This is a genomic window from Embleya sp. L77 (assembly GCF_055557415.1).
Genome location: NZ_CM145710.1, coordinates 19737 through 36061, shown reverse-complemented (window position 1 = coordinate 36061; position 16325 = coordinate 19737). Strand labels below are relative to the sequence as shown.

General features: G+C 71.4%; 17 protein-coding genes. 11 read left to right on the top strand and 6 right to left on the bottom strand.

The features are described from left to right. Positions 1 to 354 precede the first annotated feature (354 nt). Positions 355 to 603, top strand: coding sequence for a hypothetical protein (locus ACZOOI_RS30050; protein WP_391589369.1), 249 nt, complete (start codon positions 355 to 357; stop codon positions 601 to 603). Between the two features lie 239 nt (positions 604 to 842). Here ACZOOI_RS30050 and ACZOOI_RS30045 read toward each other — a convergent pair whose 3' ends face one another. Beyond that, positions 843 to 1277, bottom strand: a complete 435-nt coding sequence (locus ACZOOI_RS30045) for a hypothetical protein (RefSeq protein ID WP_391589368.1) — start codon at positions 1275 to 1277, stop codon at positions 843 to 845. Positions 1278 to 1524: 247 nt separating this feature from the next. Between ACZOOI_RS30045 and ACZOOI_RS30040 the strand changes: the two genes are divergently transcribed. Next, on the top strand, positions 1525 to 2568 hold the full coding sequence (locus tag ACZOOI_RS30040; protein WP_465282714.1) for a hypothetical protein: 1044 nt from the start codon (positions 1525 to 1527) through the stop codon (positions 2566 to 2568). Positions 2569 to 2770: 202 nt separating this feature from the next. Here the strand turns inward: ACZOOI_RS30040 and ACZOOI_RS30035 are convergent, their stop codons facing one another. Further along, positions 2771 to 3127 (bottom strand): hypothetical protein, encoded by a 357-nt coding sequence (locus ACZOOI_RS30035; RefSeq protein WP_391589366.1) that lies wholly within the window; start codon positions 3125 to 3127, stop codon positions 2771 to 2773. A gap of 468 nt (positions 3128 to 3595) precedes the next feature. Between ACZOOI_RS30035 and ACZOOI_RS30030 the strand changes: the two genes are divergently transcribed. Further along, positions 3596 to 4336, top strand: a complete 741-nt coding sequence (locus ACZOOI_RS30030; RefSeq protein ID WP_465282713.1) for a hypothetical protein — start codon at positions 3596 to 3598, stop codon at positions 4334 to 4336. Between the two features lie 223 nt (positions 4337 to 4559). Here ACZOOI_RS30030 and ACZOOI_RS30025 read toward each other — a convergent pair whose 3' ends face one another. The 3 genes from ACZOOI_RS30025 to ACZOOI_RS30015 are packed head-to-tail and all read right to left on the bottom strand — an operon-like array spanning position 4560 to position 6127. Further along, positions 4560 to 4871, bottom strand: a complete 312-nt coding sequence (locus ACZOOI_RS30025) for a hypothetical protein (protein ID WP_465282712.1) — start codon at positions 4869 to 4871, stop codon at positions 4560 to 4562. 57 nt (positions 4872 to 4928) lie between these two features. Further along, a complete protein-coding gene (istB, locus tag ACZOOI_RS30020; RefSeq protein ID WP_391589362.1) occupies positions 4929 to 5816 on the bottom strand; it encodes an IS21-like element helper ATPase IstB in 888 nt (295 codons plus the stop codon). Beyond that, positions 5813 to 6127, bottom strand: coding sequence for a hypothetical protein (locus tag ACZOOI_RS30015; protein WP_391589361.1), 315 nt, complete (start codon positions 6125 to 6127; stop codon positions 5813 to 5815). Before ACZOOI_RS30015 ends, istB begins: the two co-directional genes overlap by 4 nt. A 378-nt stretch (positions 6128 to 6505) precedes the next feature. Between ACZOOI_RS30015 and ACZOOI_RS30010 the strand changes: the two genes are divergently transcribed. Then, positions 6506 to 6934 (top strand): integrase core domain-containing protein, encoded by a 429-nt coding sequence (locus ACZOOI_RS30010; protein ID WP_465284178.1) that lies wholly within the window; start codon positions 6506 to 6508, stop codon positions 6932 to 6934. Between the two features lie 53 nt (positions 6935 to 6987). Here ACZOOI_RS30010 and ACZOOI_RS30005 read toward each other — a convergent pair whose 3' ends face one another. Continuing rightward, a complete protein-coding gene (locus ACZOOI_RS30005; RefSeq protein WP_465282711.1) occupies positions 6988 to 8337 on the bottom strand; it encodes a helix-turn-helix domain-containing protein in 1350 nt (449 codons plus the stop codon). A gap of 222 nt (positions 8338 to 8559) precedes the next feature. On the opposite strand from ACZOOI_RS30005, the gene ACZOOI_RS30000 reads away from it, so the two are divergent. The 7 genes from ACZOOI_RS30000 (at position 8560) to ACZOOI_RS29970 (ending at position 16165) form a co-directional block, all read left to right on the top strand. Continuing rightward, positions 8560 to 9267, top strand: coding sequence for an LbetaH domain-containing protein (locus tag ACZOOI_RS30000; RefSeq protein ID WP_465282710.1), 708 nt, complete (start codon positions 8560 to 8562; stop codon positions 9265 to 9267). 5 nt (positions 9268 to 9272) lie between these two features. Further along, complete coding sequence (locus tag ACZOOI_RS29995; protein WP_465282709.1) at positions 9273 to 10610, top strand: UDP-N-acetylglucosamine 1-carboxyvinyltransferase; 1338 nt, start codon at positions 9273 to 9275, stop codon at positions 10608 to 10610. Then, positions 10607 to 11629 (top strand): serine hydrolase domain-containing protein, encoded by a 1023-nt coding sequence (locus ACZOOI_RS29990; RefSeq protein ID WP_465282708.1) that lies wholly within the window; start codon positions 10607 to 10609, stop codon positions 11627 to 11629. Before ACZOOI_RS29995 ends, ACZOOI_RS29990 begins: the two co-directional genes overlap by 4 nt. A gap of 24 nt (positions 11630 to 11653) precedes the next feature. Then, positions 11654 to 12667, top strand: a complete 1014-nt coding sequence (locus ACZOOI_RS29985) for a UDP-N-acetylmuramate dehydrogenase (RefSeq protein WP_465282707.1) — start codon at positions 11654 to 11656, stop codon at positions 12665 to 12667. A 318-nt stretch (positions 12668 to 12985) separates the two neighbouring features. Beyond that, entirely contained in the window at positions 12986 to 13900 is a 915-nt protein-coding gene (locus tag ACZOOI_RS29980) for a hypothetical protein (protein ID WP_465282706.1), read from the top strand. 282 nt (positions 13901 to 14182) lie between these two features. Next, entirely contained in the window at positions 14183 to 14542 is a 360-nt protein-coding gene (locus ACZOOI_RS29975; protein WP_465282705.1) for an Imm51 family immunity protein, read from the top strand. Between the two features lie 681 nt (positions 14543 to 15223). Then, positions 15224 to 16165, top strand: coding sequence for an abortive infection family protein (locus ACZOOI_RS29970; RefSeq protein WP_465282704.1), 942 nt, complete (start codon positions 15224 to 15226; stop codon positions 16163 to 16165). The last annotated feature ends 160 nt before the right edge of the window (positions 16166 to 16325 follow it).

The following is a 16325-nucleotide window of genomic DNA, read 5'->3' as shown; positions in this document are numbered from 1 at the left end:
CCCACGCCGGTGCCGAGGCCGCCGCGCCGATTCGCGACGACCTCCTGGAAGCCGCGACCGGTTCGGCCGATCACACCGCCCGGGGCGTGCGGTGGGCCGTCGCCCGCCGCCGGTACCCTTCCCGGGCCAGCGTGTGCAACCGGCTCGACAGCCCCAGGAGTCATCGTGAAAAGTTCGCACACCGCCGGCATCTCGAGAGTGAGGAATGGGTCGTGACCAACCGCGCGGCGGACCCGAACGAGCAAGCCCGCAAATCGTGGGAGCGCGGACTGAGGCTCCTCGACTCCTCCGACGAGGAGGAGCGCTTCCAGGGCGTTTCATGAACATCGTCCACGCCAGGGAGATGGATCCTGCGTGTCGACGGATGCCGACGAGGTGCTTCGCGACTTCGCGGCGGGCCGTCGGCGGCGCTGGTTGCCCGATCGGCTCGCCGTGCGAGCGGCTCGCCTCGCAGTACGTGGCAAGGACCCCTTGAACGCCTACCGGGGCAACCCGGCGGTCAGGTTTTGGCGGACGTGCACCCTGCAGGAGAAGGCGATGGCCGGGGCAATGGCGCTCCTGGGCCTGATAATGATCGTGATCGGTGTCCAAGCCCTCCCGTGAAGCCCACTTGCGCGTCCGGGTGCTCCGTCCCGGCCGTTGTGAAGGGTCTTGCCGGTTGATCCTGTGTTGACCGTTGGGTCTGCAGACCGGCCACCCCGACATCACCGTGGTGTGCGCCGGCGGCGTCGATCGGCCGCCACGGACGCCGCCGCGACCCGAGGACCGTCCGTCCGCCCCGCCTCCTCCCGCGTCCGCAACCTTGGGTGCGGGCCCATGGGATCCGCCTGGTTCCCGCGGGTTCAGCGGGTGTCGATGCGGTCGTCGGTGCCCGGTGTGGGGAGGAGGTGATCGAGCGATCGGGCGTCGTCGTGGGTCCCGCTGTACGGGGTCGAGTTGGTGATGCCGATGTAGACGGGACCGCAGGTGGTGCGTGTCTCGAGCGCGGTCCACTGGTCGAGTTGGTGTTCGGCGTACGCGTGGAGCAGGACGGCGAGTCGGATCTCGTGGGCGGGGGTGAATCGGTTCTCCCGCGCGCCGAGCGGCGGCAGCAGAGCGTCGATCGAGTGGAAGTAGCCGTCGGTTGTGCCCGTGGGGATCGTACGGAACATTTCGAGGTACGCGTCCCCGTACTTCGTCCGCACCCGCAGTATGGCCGACTCGTCCAGGACGTGTTCGGCGTACTCGTGCAACACCAGGGCGAGTTGCCGTCGGTCGGTGTCGTCGAACCCGGTCATCGGCCCAGCGTATCGGCGCGCCCGGGAGCCTCACCCGACCGGGTTCCGGTTCCCGGCCTGCGCGACGCGGGGTCGCGTGCCTCGGGGATCGGAGGCCTTTGCCGGGGGCGGTCGGGTCGCCTACGCCGGTCGTGGGTGTCCACCGCCGGGGCGGGGCGACCGGTCCGGGCCGTCCCGGAGCGAGGCGGTGTCGGTGTGCGGTGGTACCCAATCGTGATTCGGCCGGTGACATCCGTGGGAGGCGATCGTGACATCCGAGGAACTCGTGTTCGATTACCGGCGGGCGTGTGTGGACGGGTTCGAGGTGTACGAGGGGACCGCGTTGGATGTGCGGATCGTGGTCGCGGGCCTGCCGAGGGCGGTTCGGGACGGGTTCCTGCTCGGGGAGGTGCCTTGGGGTCGGTTCTCCCACGCGTACGGCTCGGGCGAGGACGTGCCCGCACTCCTGGAGTCGATGCGTTCCGCGGACGCGGACGGGGCGATGCACGCGTGCGCGACGTTGTGGGGTTCGGTGTGTCATCAGGGCACGATCGGTTCGGTGGCGCCGCTGGCGGTGCCGTTCCTCTTGCGGATCGCCGCGAACCCTCTCGGGCACGTACGGGCGGACGCGCTGGGCCTGGTCGCCGCGGTGGCGTGTCGCAACCACTGGGGCGACGGGTCCCGCGAGCATCTGTTGCGGGTCGCCGACCCCGACGACGAACCGCGCTTCGACGGGGGCGGCTACCCGCAGAACTGGTCGGTGCGGGCCGCGCGGGACGCGATCGTGGCCGACGCGCACATCCCGATCGCCCTCCTGGACGACCCGGATCAGCAGGTGCGACAGGAGGCGGCATGCGTGGCGGCGGCGTCGTCGGGCCGCGCCGGGGAGTTCTCCGCCGCCCTGCACGAGCGCCTGCGCGCCGAGAAGATCCCGCGCCTGAGGCCGGGTCTGGTCCTGGCGATCGCACAGTTGGCGCGGGAGCACCGTCACGAGGACGCGGTCGGTTTCACCCACGCGTGCTGGACGGACCCAGGACGCCCCGCCGAGGTCCGTGTCGCCGCGGCGCTGGGGTGGCTGTGCCTGGTCGACGACCCGCCCCCCGCCGAGCTGCGTGCGGTCCTGGACGATCTCGTTACGCCCGAACTCGGCCGCCTGATGGCCGAGGTGCCCTGGATAGCGCAGGTCGACCACTACCGCGGCGCCGGACTGACGCGCACCCTTGAGCACATGCTCGGCCCTGTCCGACGCCGCACCGCCTTCCCCGACTCCTGGGCAGAGACGGGGTGGTTCGTCGACGAGCCGCCCTTTTGACCAGTGCACGGGTGACGAGGGTGTCGCGCGCCCGCTGCGTGTCGGGGAAGAACCCCCGGGCGTGGCCGCCGACGGCCCTGCCGTCGTCATCGACGCCGGCGAACGAACGGCTTCTCGCGGTGACGAGTTGCCGCCACCGCTCTGCCGCTCATAGCCACGTTGCTCCTGGGAGGCGGAGCCGGAAGTTCGGGGCCACGCAGGGTCAGCAGCCGGCCGTCACGTTCCCGCAGTAGATCCATCCATAGCGGGCTTCGGGGGTCCGAACCGCGTACCACTTGTGGTGGTAGCTGTTGTAGTCCGACCCGAGTACGACAAGAATCTCCCCCGGGGGGCTGTAGGCGACGGGGTCGGACTTCCCGTACATGTCCTTCCGGACGTTGCCGCCCGAGGACACTGTGGTGTCGACAACCGCTACCGAATCGGCGGCGGTGGTGATGGGTGCGGTTGTCGTCGTGTGCGTGTCGATGGGCGCGGGTAGCGCCTGGGCAGCGGTGGTGGGAACACCGGTCAGCAGGACGGCTCCCGCCACGGCACTGGTGAGTGCAAGTCGAGTACGCATGTTTTCCCCTCAGGGTCGAAGTGTTGCTGTTGCCGTGGTCCGAGGACTGTTCGGGTGTGCGATATGCATGGTGCCGATCGGAACGCCACGCGGCGTTCTGTCAGTCCGCGCAGGTGTGCGCCCACCTCTGGCCCGGTCGGGCCCTCGACCGCGGTGCCCCGACGCCCGTCCCATCACGACGCTCGGGATGCCCCAGGGAGTGAGTTCCTGCGTGTGCGTGTGTCTCCCCTTCGTTGTGGCCACACCGCGGCGGACGCGACCGGCCGTCGAAGCATCGATGGATCGAGGTCCCGTTCCCGCCGCGGGCGTGGACGAGTGGCCGGTTAGCGGCTTCCGCGTTCTTCGTGCGACGGTCCAGGCTTGGAGTTGCCGTTTCATCGTCGGGGCCGCGGGCGGTTCCACGCATTCGGTTCGGCGTGGACCGAATCGAGCGGGTGGCGAAGCCTGTTGCGTGGTGAGGGGAGAGCCATGCTGCGCGTGTGTTTCACGGCCGAGGACCTGCTGCGGGTGAGGTTCGCCGACGACCCGGCACCGATGGTGGAGTTGATGCTCGCCGTCGCAATGCTTCAGCGCTCCGATGCGGTCTTCGGGCTCTGGCGGCGGCAGGTGGGCCGGAAGCTGACGCCCTCCTTGAGGCCGTTGTCGGAACTCGTGCCGGCCACCGGCAAGGGGCCGCTGTTCCTTGATCCACCCGACTCGGACTTCGATGGCGGACTCGATCGGGTCCTGTCGAGCCCCACCGCGCTTGTCCGTTCCGAGTTGCAGCGGGTGCACGCCCGAGACCGGCGTCCGAGCCCCTGGACACGCGAGCTGGCCGATCGCGACCGGCACGCCTGGCAGAGCCTCGAACATGCTCTGCGGAGTGCGCACGCGCGCATCATCGGCGGGCCCTGGGATCGCATCCGTGCCGGCTTCGACGCCGATCGCGCCTGGCGTGCCCATCTCCTGGCCGGCCGGGGCATCCGCGAGATGCTGACGGGCCTGACCCCGACCGCACGCTGGCGTGAGACGACCCTGGAATTCGACAGCACCGACGATGTCGAGCTCACCCTCGACGGGACAGGCATCACCCTGCTTGTTTTCGACAGGTTGTTTCGGAGCCACTCGGGCAACGTGATTGAGAGCCACGTTGCTCCGTTCGTGGTGGGGATGGACTGTGGTTCGAGTCCGGTTTCGGCAACGAGTTTGAGAGCCACCCCTTTCGGGTGACTTCGGGTGTGCCGGTTCGGCGGTCGGCGGGTTGGTCACGCGGACGTGCAATAGCGTGGGCCCCCGGGTCCTCGCTGCGCTGTGTCCCTGACAGGCGCGGTGCGCGAGGACCCGGTCAGATGACGCAGGCGTGCGTGGGGCCGGCCGGGCTCCCGCGCCCGACCGGCCCCTTCAATGCCCGTTCCGGCCATTCCACCGCGGCAGCAGTGGAGCCGATGGAGCGTCAGGCGCGGCTCTGCGAACGGGACTTGTCCCAGAAGCTACCCGCGATCGACACCACGCCGGCGAACACGGCGATGCCGAAGCCGATGTTGACGTACCGAACGGTCGTGTCGTCTGATGCCCCGGCGATCAGCGGGATACTGCCGACAAGCATCCCCGCCTCGGCGATCAGCAGCCCGGTGATCGTCCACCGGGCGTTGATTCGGGGGTTCGACCGGGGTACCCAGCCGCGCCCCAGCGCGACGGCGAACGTTCCCACGAACACGGTCGAAACGACCGCCAGCACGAGCCAGACAATCTGATCACCACTCATGGCCGCTCCCCTGTCGTCGAGTCGTGATCAGTGTCGCATCGGGCATCCCGCCAGTCTTCATCGGAGCTCGTTCCGGGCTGCTTCGGCGGCGTGTTCGGCTTCGGTGGCCCGCAGCCGGTAGGACTCCGAGCCGGTCTGGACCACGATGGCCAGGAACGTGAGCCGATCGGCGATGGCCGCGCAGAGCCGGGGATCGGTGAAGGTCTGGTCCCATTCGGTGAACGGCGCGTTGCTGGCGACCGCGGTGGACTTGCGTTCCTCACGCTCGGTGAAGATCTGGAAGAGCAGCTTGGCGCCCTTCTTGTCCAGGTTCAGATACCCAAATTCATCCAAACACAGGAGATCGACCTTGCTGTAGCGGGCGATCACCGAGGAGAGGCGGCGGGCCTGTTCGGCCTCGGCGAGCTCGTTCACCAGCGCCGAGGTGGTGGTGTAGCGGACCGAGAGCCCGGCCTCGGCGGCCGCGGTGCCGGCGCCGATCAGCAGGTGGGACTTGCCCGTGCCCGAGTCGCCGATCAGGACCAGCGGGCGCCCGTCGCGGACCCAGGACGGATCGGTGATCATTCCGACGACCTCGGGCGGGACGTTCGGGTTCCAGGTCGGGTCGTACTCCTCCATCCGCTTTTGGCGGGGGAACTTGGCGGCGCGGACCATCCGCTGCTTGCGGCGGGTCTCCCGGTCCGCGCACTCGACCTGGAGCAGGTCGGCGAGGAACTGCTTGTAGGAGTACTTCTCCCGGCCCGCGACCGCGGTGATCTCCTCGAAGCGGGCGCGGATGGTGGGCAACCGCAGTTCGCGGCATGCCTCGTCGATGACCTGGTCCTCCCAGTCCGAGTCCGGCAGCGGGACCCGGGAGGGCGGCAGGTGCCGCCCGGCGACGTCGTCGGCGGCCCGGCGGGCCGCGGCGGTGGTCTCCTCGGCGGCGGGACGGGTTGCGGGGCTCATGCGCTGGTGCCTCTCTGCTGGCGGTCGGGGGCGGAGCGGGGCGGGAGGACCGGCCGCAGGAGCCGGTCGTACTTGGCCATGTCCGGCAGCGGCCGGCTGTCCGGCGGAAGGCGGCGCTCGTGCAGGACGAGCACCCGGCCGCCCGCGGGCTGGTCCCGCGCGGCGTCCCGGGGCGGGCTCTCGGTGTACTTGCGGGCCTCGATCGCGACCAGGTCCGCGCTGACCGAGCCGAGGCGGACCGCCGTCCGCAGCGCGGCGGCCATCGCGTCGGCGGGCAACTGCCGGTGCAGCAGCAGCACCTCGATCAGCATCCGGGTCCCCTCGCGCTCCCCGCACTTGGCCTTCGCTGCGACCCAGAACTCCTCGTGGGCGCGCTCGGGGGGCCGGCGGCGATGCGGGCGCGGTGTCCGCCGGTGGGTGGGTGATCATTTCCGCCACCGGGGAGATCAAAGTTTCCGTTGACACCCACCCCCGCCCAACCCCGCCGCGTCCTGGTCCACGGCACCGGCGCCCGCCGACACCCCTACGCCGACCTCCAACCCCCCGGTCGGCGTTCTGCGGACCTGAGCCGCTACGGGCACCGAAGCCGGGGGAGCGCCGGCTGAACCCGTCGGGACGTCTCGCGCCGCCTTCGGCGCGGCAAGGTGTGTTCGTCTCCGCGTCTCCGTTGTCCCATCGGGGCGTTGGCAGTGTTCGTGGTGCAGGCTCGCGGCGACGAACGCGCCGCATCACCGGCAGGTAGTCCTCGTCCGGCATCCCCTGCGGATTTCGCGGAACGCTGGATCGCGTCCGTCCGCCGCGAATGCACCGACCGGCTCCTCATCACCGGCGAACGCCATCTGCGCATCGTCCTCCACGCGTACGTCGCCCACTACAACACCGGCCGCAGCCACCAGGGCGACGGAATGGACCTGCGCGCCCCGGGCGAGGCCCCGAACGTGACCGCCCTCCCGAGCCGGCCCAGCCGCGCCGTCAGGGCTCCTCGACGAGTACGAAGCAGCCGCATGAAAAGCGCAGGTCAGGACCGGTATCCGAGTATTCGACCAGCACAGGGATTCGACGTTCTCAGCGAATTTGACCGCGTGCTGACAGCGGTGCCCCCGTGCCACTGGTGCTGACCGCCGATTCGGCCCGGCGCGCTCGCATGGGCGCGCTCGGGGGGCCTTCCCGGTCAGGTGATGGCGCACCGTGCGGCGAGCGCCCGGAGCTCGGGTGTCGTGCGTGCGCCGACCAGGAGGCCCGAGACGAGGGCGCGGACGGCGGGTCGGGTGTGGATTTCCTCGGGGGAGCAGCGTTCGGCGTTCAGCAGGGCGTGCAGGCTTTGGTCGCGGCGTCCCCAATGCGCGTACGCGGTGGCGATGTCGGTGAAGTAGCGGCAGCGGCGTTCGACGGTGGGCAGGGTCGCGGGTGTGATGGTTCGGGCGGCGGCGATGGCCGCGCCGGGGTCGCCGGCGGCGTTCTCGGCGGAGATGCGGTGGAGGGTGACGGTCGTGGGTCCGAAGCCGCCGCCGTGGTCGCGGAGCACGACCCCGCCCAGGCGGGCGGCGATGGCGGCCGCCTCGTCGGTGAGTTCCCGCATGCCGTCCCGGTCCCGCGCCCGTGCCGCCGTGTATGCGGCGGACTGCAGCAGCAGTCCTCGTTCCGCGGCGAAGCGTGGAGAAGAGCCCTGGAGGGTGGGGTGGTCGGCGGCGTCGAGGGCGATGCGCATGGCCTGTTCGTGCCACCCGGCCTTGCGGGCGAGAACGGCCAGGTTGCGGGCGGCCTCCGCCGCGACCAAGGGGCTGTTGCCGGCGTGGGCGGTGACGCGGGCGCGGTCGGCGGCCATCCACCCCAACTGGACGTCGTCGAGTTTGATCAGCATGCGCGTGGTCAGCACGTAGACCTCCGCGAGCAGCGCCTGGTGCTCGGCGCTCGCGGTGTCGTCGGCCAAGGCGTGGCCGGCCGCGACCAGGCGCGGCAGGCGTTCCGCGAGGGCGCCGTAGCTGCCGGCGTGATAGTCGCCCATGGCCACCGCCAACGCGCCGCGCAACCGCGTCGTCGTGGTCGTCGGCGGCGCGTCGTCCAGGCCGAGCATCGCATCGCGCACGCGCGCGACCAGGAGATCACCCGACGCTTGCGTCCGCGCGCCGCCGGCCCCGACGAGGGGGAGGGACGCGGTGGCCGCCAGGTTCGCCAACAGGCGTCGTCTGCGCACGTTCTCGCCCTCTCGTGGTTCCTCGCGCACAACAGTAGAACCCGGCAACCCCGGAAGCGATCCACGCGCGGCGGGACGCGATCCCGGTAACGCCGGCGCGGGCGCGAGCCCGAAGTCCTCGACCGACAACTCCAGCGCGTGGGCGAACCGCCGGATGACCGTGACGTCCGTCAACGGCGCGAGGCCGCGTTCGTACCGGGAGACCTGGGCGGCGGAGTACCCGGCCCGGCGGCCGAGTTCGGCGAGCGTCCACGCCCGCGCCAACCGAGCCTGCCGTACCCGCATGCCCGAACCCGCACCCTGCCGCTGTTGCCTGACGGTGGCCACGGACGACCTCCTCGCCTGCCGGTGCGGGAACTCCCAGTGATAGCACCCGCACACCCCCACGATGAACCGCTTTGCACAACATGCAAAGGGTTTGCGCCATACGTTCCCGGCCGGGACGCGACGACCCCGTCCGAGGCGTGATGGGACCACGCGGCACCCACTTCCCGGTCCGCGTCCGAGGCGGCCACCTCGCCGTCCGGCCCCACCGCACGAGGAGCGACCGTGCGTACTCCGACCTCACCCCACCCCGATGAACGCCTCACTCCGGCCTACTACATCGACCCCCGGCAGGTCACACACCGCTACATCGCCGACCTGATGGCCGGCTGCGCCACCGTGTTCGACGTCAAGCCGGCCATCGCCGCCGACCTGGCCCACCTCACCGCCACCATCGCCGACACCGCCGACGTCCACCCCGACGCGCGCCTGACCGGAGCGGTCCGCGTCGAGGACGGGACGAGGATCGAGGCCGGTGCCACGATCGCAGGGCCCGTGCTGATCTGCGCCGGCGCCGTGATCGGGTCCGGTGCGGTGGTCCGTGACCACACCGTGATCGGCCCGGGGTGTCGGATCGCGGGCGGCGCGGAGATCACCCGCAGCCTCCTGGTCGGCCGCGTGCTGATGGTGCACCAGGCGTTCGTCGGGGACTCGATCCTGGGCCACGGCGTCAACGTCGGCGCGTTCTGCACCACCACCGCCATGCGCGTGACCGGCCCGGTCACCGAACCCGCCACCGACGAGATCACCCTCGTCCTCGACGACAAGCGGATCGGCACCGGTCAGACCAAGTTCGGCGCGGTGATCGGCGACGACGTCGCCCTCCCCGCCGGCACCGTGCTGAGCCCCGCCACCCTCATCGGCCCCGGAACGGTGATCCTGCCCCGCCACCACGTCGGCGGCGTCCTGCCGCGCGGCACCCGAATCAGGTGACCCCCGTGACCACAACGAACCCCATCAACACGGCGCCCGGCACCACGGCGACCGGGGCCACGGACATCCTGCGGATCACCGGCGGCACCCCGCTCACCGGCACCGCACGCATCCAGGGCGGCAAGAACATCGCCCTCCACCTCTACGCCGCAGCCCTCGCGTGCGACGGACCCACCGTCCTGCGCAACGCCCCCGGCATCGTCGACACCGACGTGTGCGCCGCGATCCTGCGTCACACCGGCGCCGAAGCCGACCACACCGACCACGCGTTCCGTGTCGCCCCGGCCGGCCGTCCGGTTCCCGAGATCCACGCCGTCCTGGGCGGCCGTGTCCGCATCAGCACCATCCTGGGTGCCGCGATCCTGGCCCGCGCCGGCCGCGTGAGCATGCCCCGGCCGGGCGGGGACGCGTTCTGCCCGCGCCTGATCGACCGCCACCTCGCCGCGATGACCGAGGCCGGCGCCACCGTCACCGACGACGGCCACACCATCCGCGCCTTCCTCGGCCCACGCGGCCTGCGGCCGTTCCGGGTCGACGTCAACACGCCCTACGGCCCCAGCATGGGCGCCACCGTCACCGCCCTGCTCCTCGCCGCCCGCGCCCCCGGCAACAGCCTGATCACGCACCCGAGCATCGAACCCGAAGTCGACCACACCGCCGCGTTCCTCGCCGCCGCCGGCGCGAGCATCGACCAGGCCGACGACGGCCTGCACGTCACCGGCACCGACCACCTCACCGGCGGCACCCACACCATCCCCGGCGACCGGATCGAGGCCGCCACCTGGGCCATGGCCTGCGCCGCCACCGGCGGCCACGTCCTCCTCGACGGCATCACCCTGGCCGACCTGCCCACCGGCCTGACCACCCCCCTGCGCGAGGCCGGAGTGACCCTCACGGACCTGCACCACGCCGTCGCCGTCCTGGCCCCCGACCGGCTCCTCCCGATCACCACGACCACGGCCCCGCACCCGGGCCTGCCCACCGACACCCAACCCCAACTCACCGCCATGCTCACCCAGGCCCACGGCGCCTCCACCATCACCGAGGCGATCTACCCCCGCCGCGACACCCACGTCGCCGGGCTGCGCGCGTTCGGCGCCGACGTCACCACCGACGGCCCCCACATCCGCGTTCGCGGACCCGTGCGTCTCCACGCCGCCGACGTGCACGGCGACGACATCCGCGCCGCCACCGCCCACCTCATCGCCGCCCTGACGGCGAACGGGACGTCTACGCTCCGGGGCATGCACCACCTCCGGCGCGGCTACCAACGGCTCCTGCCGACCCTCGCCGCCCTCGAAGCCCACGCCACCCTCACCACCCCGGAGAGCCCCCACCCATGAGCCCGACGCCGTTCACCCGCACCGACATCCAAACCCTGCGCGACGCCCTCGAGACCCTCATCACCACCGGCGGCAGCCCCGGCGGCGTGATCGTCTGCGGGACCCGGGCGGGGGAGCGGCACACGATCACCGCCGGCGTCGTCGCACCCGAATGCGGCGACGCCCCACCCACCGAACACACCGCCTACGACGCCGCGTCCCTCACCAAAGTCATCGCCACCTGGCCGCTGATCGGCCGCGCCCTCGACACCGGACTCCTCGACCTCGACACCCCGGTACGCGCCTACCTGCCCCCGATCACCGGCGAGGCCCCCGGCGCCGACGCCACCATCCGCCGACTCCTGACCCACACCAGCGGACTGCGCGCCGAAACGCGCCTGGACCGCTACCGGGGCAATCCCGCACCGCTCGCCGAACTCCTGTGCCGCGAACCCCTCGACGAGCCCCCGGGCCGCCACCGCTACCTCAACCGCGGCTTCATCCTCCTCGGCCTGGCCCTCGCCCACGTCCACCGGCGACCCCTGCACGAACTCGCCACCGAACTGTGGACCGACCTCGGCATGGCCGACACCACCTACGGACCCGTCACGCGCGGTCCGAACGTCGCCCCCACCGAACAACGCCTCGCGGGGGCACCGCGGATCTGGGGCGGCGTCCACGACGACAACGCCGCCCTCCTCGGCGGCGTCGCCGGCCACGCGGGCACCTTCACCACAGCGGCCGACCTCGCCGGCTACGCGCAACACCTCCTCGATCCCGAACACCCGCTCCACACCTGGCTCACCGCCTCCCGCGCGCCCCACGCCCCGGTCGAACCCGGCCTGGACCGAGGACTCGCCTGGCTCGTCGCCCAAGACGGCGCCGTCTATCACCACGGCTGGACCGGCATGAGCCTCTTCCTGGCCCCCATCACGGGCCGCTACATCGCCATCTGCACCAACGCCGTCTACCACGGACCCCCGAGCCCGCGCCTGGCCCCGCTGCGCGCCCTCGCCCGCAAAACCCTCACCACCACCTGACCCCCCACCACCCGGAGGCTCACCATGGGTGACCTTCTCGCCGACCACACCACCCTGGGCCTCGGCGGCCCCGCCGACCGAATCCACATCCACACCGACCCCACCACCTGGACCGACCTCGTCGCGGAACTGCCCCCTCGCCCGTGGGTGTTGGGCGGCGGCAGCAACGTCCTGGCGCCCGACGCCGGACACCGCGGCGTCGTCGTGATCATGGCCACCCGCGGCATCACCACCGCCCACGGCCCCCACGGCACCGTCGACGTGACCGCACGGGCCGGCGAGCCCCTGGCCGAACTCGTCGCCCACACCGTCGCCCAGGGCCTCTCGGGGATCGAGTACCTGACCGGCATTCCCGGCACCGCGGGCGCCGCGCCCGTCCAAAACGCCGGCGCCTACGGACAGGAGATCGCCGACGCTCTCACCACGCTCACCGCCCACGACCACCACACCGGCCGCGCCGTGCGCCTGACCCGCGAACAATGCCGATTCGGCTACCGCACCAGCCGCTTCAAAACCGAAACCGGCCGCTTCACCATCCTCGACATCACCCTGCGCCTGATCCCACGCGCCCACGCCGCACCGATCACCTACCGGCACCTGGCCCAAGCCCTCGACGTCGCCCTCGGGGCGACGCCACCACTGGCAGAAGCCGCCGCAGGCGCAGCAGCCGACCGCGGAGCACGCGGACTCCTCCTGCCCGCCGACGGCCCCGACGCCCGACAGGTCGGCTCGGTCTTCCTCAACCCGCCCATCGCCGCGTACCAGGCCGCAGCCGTTCGCACGGCGGGAGGACCCGTCCACCGCACCTCGGACGGCACCGAACGCGCCAGCGCGGGCTGGCTGATCCAACAACTCGGACACCGACCCGACTCACCGCTGGGCCCCGGCATCTGGTGCTCGACCCGCCGGGCATTGACCATCGTCGCCCGAGAGAACGCCACAGCGACCGCATTCGCCGACACACTGGCCGGCCTGGCGACCGACGTGGAGACCACCTTCGGCATCCGCTTGCACCCCGAACCGACCACGCCACACTGACACCCCGACACACGACAGCCTCCGCCCGGGAGCCTGCTCCGGCGTAGCCCCACCCGATGCCACACGCGCGGGCCACCGCGCCGGCGACCGCCGACCCGAACCCGAATCCGTCGGTTCCCGGGAGGACTTCCTCGCGGTCGACGAAGGCACGACCGCGTACCTCCGCCCGCCGCGCCCCCGCGTCCGGCGACGTGTCGAGTCACCCGCCTGGACCCGATGCGTGTGGCCGAGCCTTTGTTCCTGGCCCCCGCGCACCGAATTGGGCGAAACCCATGCAATCGGCCGCGCGCGTGGTGTCGGGTGCGCGAACGTGGGTTCATGGCCCGAAAAGGTGAAAAACATCCGCGCCGCACGTCCGGGGCCCGGCCCTCGCGCCCGGCCCCGAACTCCCGGGACGTCGTGCCCGCGCCGCGCGTCGCGGGAGTCGAACTGTTCCCGGTGACGGCGGTGTTGCTCACCCAGCGCGATTATCCGGCGGAGATCGGGGGGAGCTACCGCGGGGCGTGCGGGGCTCTGGGTGTCGAGCCGGTCGTCAAGGGCTACGCCCTGGTCCTCGCCCAGGACGCGGCCGGCGGCCGGTGGACCAGGATCTCCCGCGACGCCCAGGGCCTGGACACCGTGCTGAGCCTGGCCGCGTCGGGGATCGACTGCGCCTACGACGTCGAGCCGGGCGACCTCGTCGCGGACCTGCCGGGATGGCCCCTGACCTGCACCCTGGGCCTGCACGGCCTCCCCGAGCCATGTGACCCGGTCACCGACCGGCCGATTCTGCGCCCGCCGACGGGGGAAGCCGCCCGGGCGGCTTCCCATCGAGCGCGGGTCGCCCGGATCGCCGAGGAACTCGAGTACCACCGGCCCCGCCGGGAGTACGAGCAGGCGTGGCTCGACGACGCCCACATGTACGGCGACTACGACCCCGGGCCGGCGCCCGTGCGCCTGGTCGACCTGGCCGTGGTTCCCGACCCGGCCCGTCCGCGAACGGCCGCGTTCCTGGCCGAGTTCGCGGCGATCGCCGCGGCCGAAAACCCGCCGGGCGTGCGATGGGGCAAGGTGCACCGGGACACCCGCCTGGTCACGGTGACCCACCCGGATTGGACCCTGATCGCCCGGTGGCCCGGCGGCCCGCACATCGCGCTCCTGCACGACGTCCCGCAACCTCTGGACACCACGGGCCTGGACGGGCTGTCCGACCACCTCGCCCGCCTCGCCGAAGGCCCGACGACCCGACCGTGATCCGGACGCCGCCGCGAGCCACACGACCCCGAAGGCACCGCACCCGGCCCGGGAGTCGGCCGGTATCGGGTGCAACTACCGGGCCCGGCGCGGTCGACCCGGTGTTGCCGGCGATGGACGCCGAGCCGCAGGACCAGGGCAGCACCACGGATCGGGCGGGGCGGAATGCGGACACCAACCGCAGAACGTGCAGGCAGGACCGCACTCCACCGCGAACAGCCCTGACCGACCGGTCCGCGGCACCGGGTCGAGCGGCCAACAGCCTTGTCCGAACGTGCTCATATGATCACCGGCATGCAGATTGCGGAGCCTTTCCACTTGCTTCACCACCCGTCCACGGACACATGGAGCCTGATCCTGTCGGACATGGACTGGCGTCATCTCCAATCGCTGTTCGACGCACTCGGCTTCGAGGGCAACGGCTACTTGTGGGAGGGGATTGCGCAACTCGCGGTCGGCAACGAACTGCCCGAGATCGCCGACGACCTCGACTACGACTGCGAAGGGGGCATGTTCTGCGTCGTCTCCGCCGGACCCGAAGCGCTGCGGCGGCTACACGGCGTGTTGCACCGCATCCTCAACAACCCGGACGAAGTGAGGACCCTGCTCACCTCGGTTGATCGAGACTTCTTCGACGACTGAACACGGACCCCAGGCGCGGCGCCCGAAACCACGACCTGGGAAACGATCTCACGCTCCACGGGAAGCGAACACCCATCCGCCACTCGGAACCAGGTACGAGGACCGGCGCCCGGAGGCGAACCGACCCGGATCCGCGTGTCGTCAGGACCCGGAATCCCTGCCGAATTCCGAGTTCGGTCGCGGCGGTGAGGCGAGGAATCCCGCGGCGAGTCGCCGCCGCCGGAGTCACAGGGACGCGCCGGAGCACCACGCCGGGCCCGACGACCGACCCGCTCCTGGTGACGGTCACCCCGACCACGCGCGGGTAGCCCATCCCAGGACACGGCCCGAGCGATCCGCGTGAAGGGTCTGCGCTGCGCCCGTGCCGTTGCGGTCGTTCGGGCGTTGTCTCCGCAGCCGGTTGGTCGCCGCAGCGAATACGCGGACCCCGACGAAGGCGTCCGTTGGCTTGGCCCGGCGTGGGGACTGCGGTCGTGGCACACGCGTCGAACCCGGTGCCGGGTCCGGTCATCCATCCCCGCCGGTCGGCATCCGCATCGCACGCCGACCGGCGTCGGGAACATGGCCCGGTGGTCGTTGCCGATCCCGATCCGCAGAGTGCAGAAAATCAGGAGATCCCGTGGGTTCGCGCCTGCGATACTTCTCGAAATCCGTGGGATCACAGGCTGTTTGGGGGCCGGGGTGTCGACGCGCAACCACATCACCGAGGTCACCCGGCGGCACATCGTCGACACGATCGTCCTGGAGAAGATCGACTGGGCCGGCCGGTTGGACGAGGTCGACTTCCTCGGCCGCCTGTACGACCTCGAGGCGATGGAGAGCCACGACTCCCGCTACGCCACCGCGAGTGGGGACATCTACCAGCACCGGTACAACAATCCGGAGGACTGGGACGACGACTGGGTCTTCGGCGATCCCCGCTTCGGCCTTGCTCGCGGGTCCGACGACGTCTTCCTGCGGTTCCTCGCCGAGACCCTCCACCCCGTCGTTCGCGCCGATCCCGCCGAGGCCCGACGCCTCGCGAAGGTTTTCAACGACGCGCTCGGGCCGGACGGCTGGGAACTGGTCCCCGACGGCGCGATCAGCGGACGGCCCGTGTACCGGGCCCGCCGCCGTACCTCGTTCCACGGCGGCCTGCCCGAACTCAAACTCGACACGCGCCCACTGTTGACCGATCCCGTGGTCCTGCACGAGCACTTGGGCCGGATCCGCGACGGCATCGAACGCGATCCCGCGGCGGCGATCGCCTCGTGCAAGGAACTCGTCGAGAGCCTGCTGAAGATGATCCTCGACAAGAGCACGGTCGCGTACACCAAGAACGACAACATCCCCAAGCTCTACGCGCAGGTCGCCGCCCTGCTGGCCCTCAAGGCCGAATCGGTTCCCGCGAGCGCGAAGGGCAGCGAGGCGTCCCACAAGGTCCTGGGCACCCTCGCGCAGACGGTCAACTCCCTGGCCGAGCTGCGCAACCAACTCGGCCTGGGCCACGGCCGCACCACACCCAGCCCCGCGCTCGCCCGCCACGCGCGCCTCGCGCTCAACGCCACCGTGACCGTTGCCGAGTTCCTCCTCGACACCTGGCACGAACGCGTCGACAAGGGCCTCCTCACACCCACACCCTGAAACGGCGGGAACGCGAGCCGACGACGTCGCACGGGCAACACCACCTCCACCCCGAAGAGTCCCCACGCACCGCCCCCCGCGACGCACGAGCGGCACGCCGTCCGCATCCGAATGGCACACCGGCCCCCATGAACGCTCCCCCGCCCCGGTCCGAGAGTCG

What these genes read in the sequence shown, in the direction of transcription:
- ACZOOI_RS30030 (WP_465282713.1), top strand. Translation starts at nt 3,596, where the DNA reads ATGCTGCGCGTGTGTTTCACGGCCGAGGACCTGCTGCGGGTGAGGTTC.
- ACZOOI_RS29990 (WP_465282708.1), top strand. Translation starts at nt 10,607, where the DNA reads ATGAGCCCGACGCCGTTCACCCGCACCGACATCCAAACCCTGCGCGAC.
- ACZOOI_RS30025 (WP_465282712.1), bottom strand. Translation starts at nt 4,871, where the DNA reads ATGAGTGGTGATCAGATTGTCTGGCTCGTGCTGGCGGTCGTTTCGACC.
- ACZOOI_RS30035 (WP_391589366.1), bottom strand. Translation starts at nt 3,127, where the DNA reads ATGCGTACTCGACTTGCACTCACCAGTGCCGTGGCGGGAGCCGTCCTG.
- istB (WP_391589362.1), bottom strand. Translation starts at nt 5,816, where the DNA reads ATGAGCCCCGCAACCCGTCCCGCCGCCGAGGAGACCACCGCCGCGGCC.
- ACZOOI_RS30015 (WP_391589361.1), bottom strand. Translation starts at nt 6,127, where the DNA reads ATGCTGATCGAGGTGCTGCTGCTGCACCGGCAGTTGCCCGCCGACGCG.
- ACZOOI_RS29985 (WP_465282707.1), top strand. Translation starts at nt 11,654, where the DNA reads ATGGGTGACCTTCTCGCCGACCACACCACCCTGGGCCTCGGCGGCCCC.
- ACZOOI_RS30045 (WP_391589368.1), bottom strand. Translation starts at nt 1,277, where the DNA reads ATGACCGGGTTCGACGACACCGACCGACGGCAACTCGCCCTGGTGTTG.
- ACZOOI_RS29980 (WP_465282706.1), top strand. Translation starts at nt 12,986, where the DNA reads ATGGCCCGAAAAGGTGAAAAACATCCGCGCCGCACGTCCGGGGCCCGG.
- ACZOOI_RS29975 (WP_465282705.1), top strand. Translation starts at nt 14,183, where the DNA reads ATGATCACCGGCATGCAGATTGCGGAGCCTTTCCACTTGCTTCACCAC.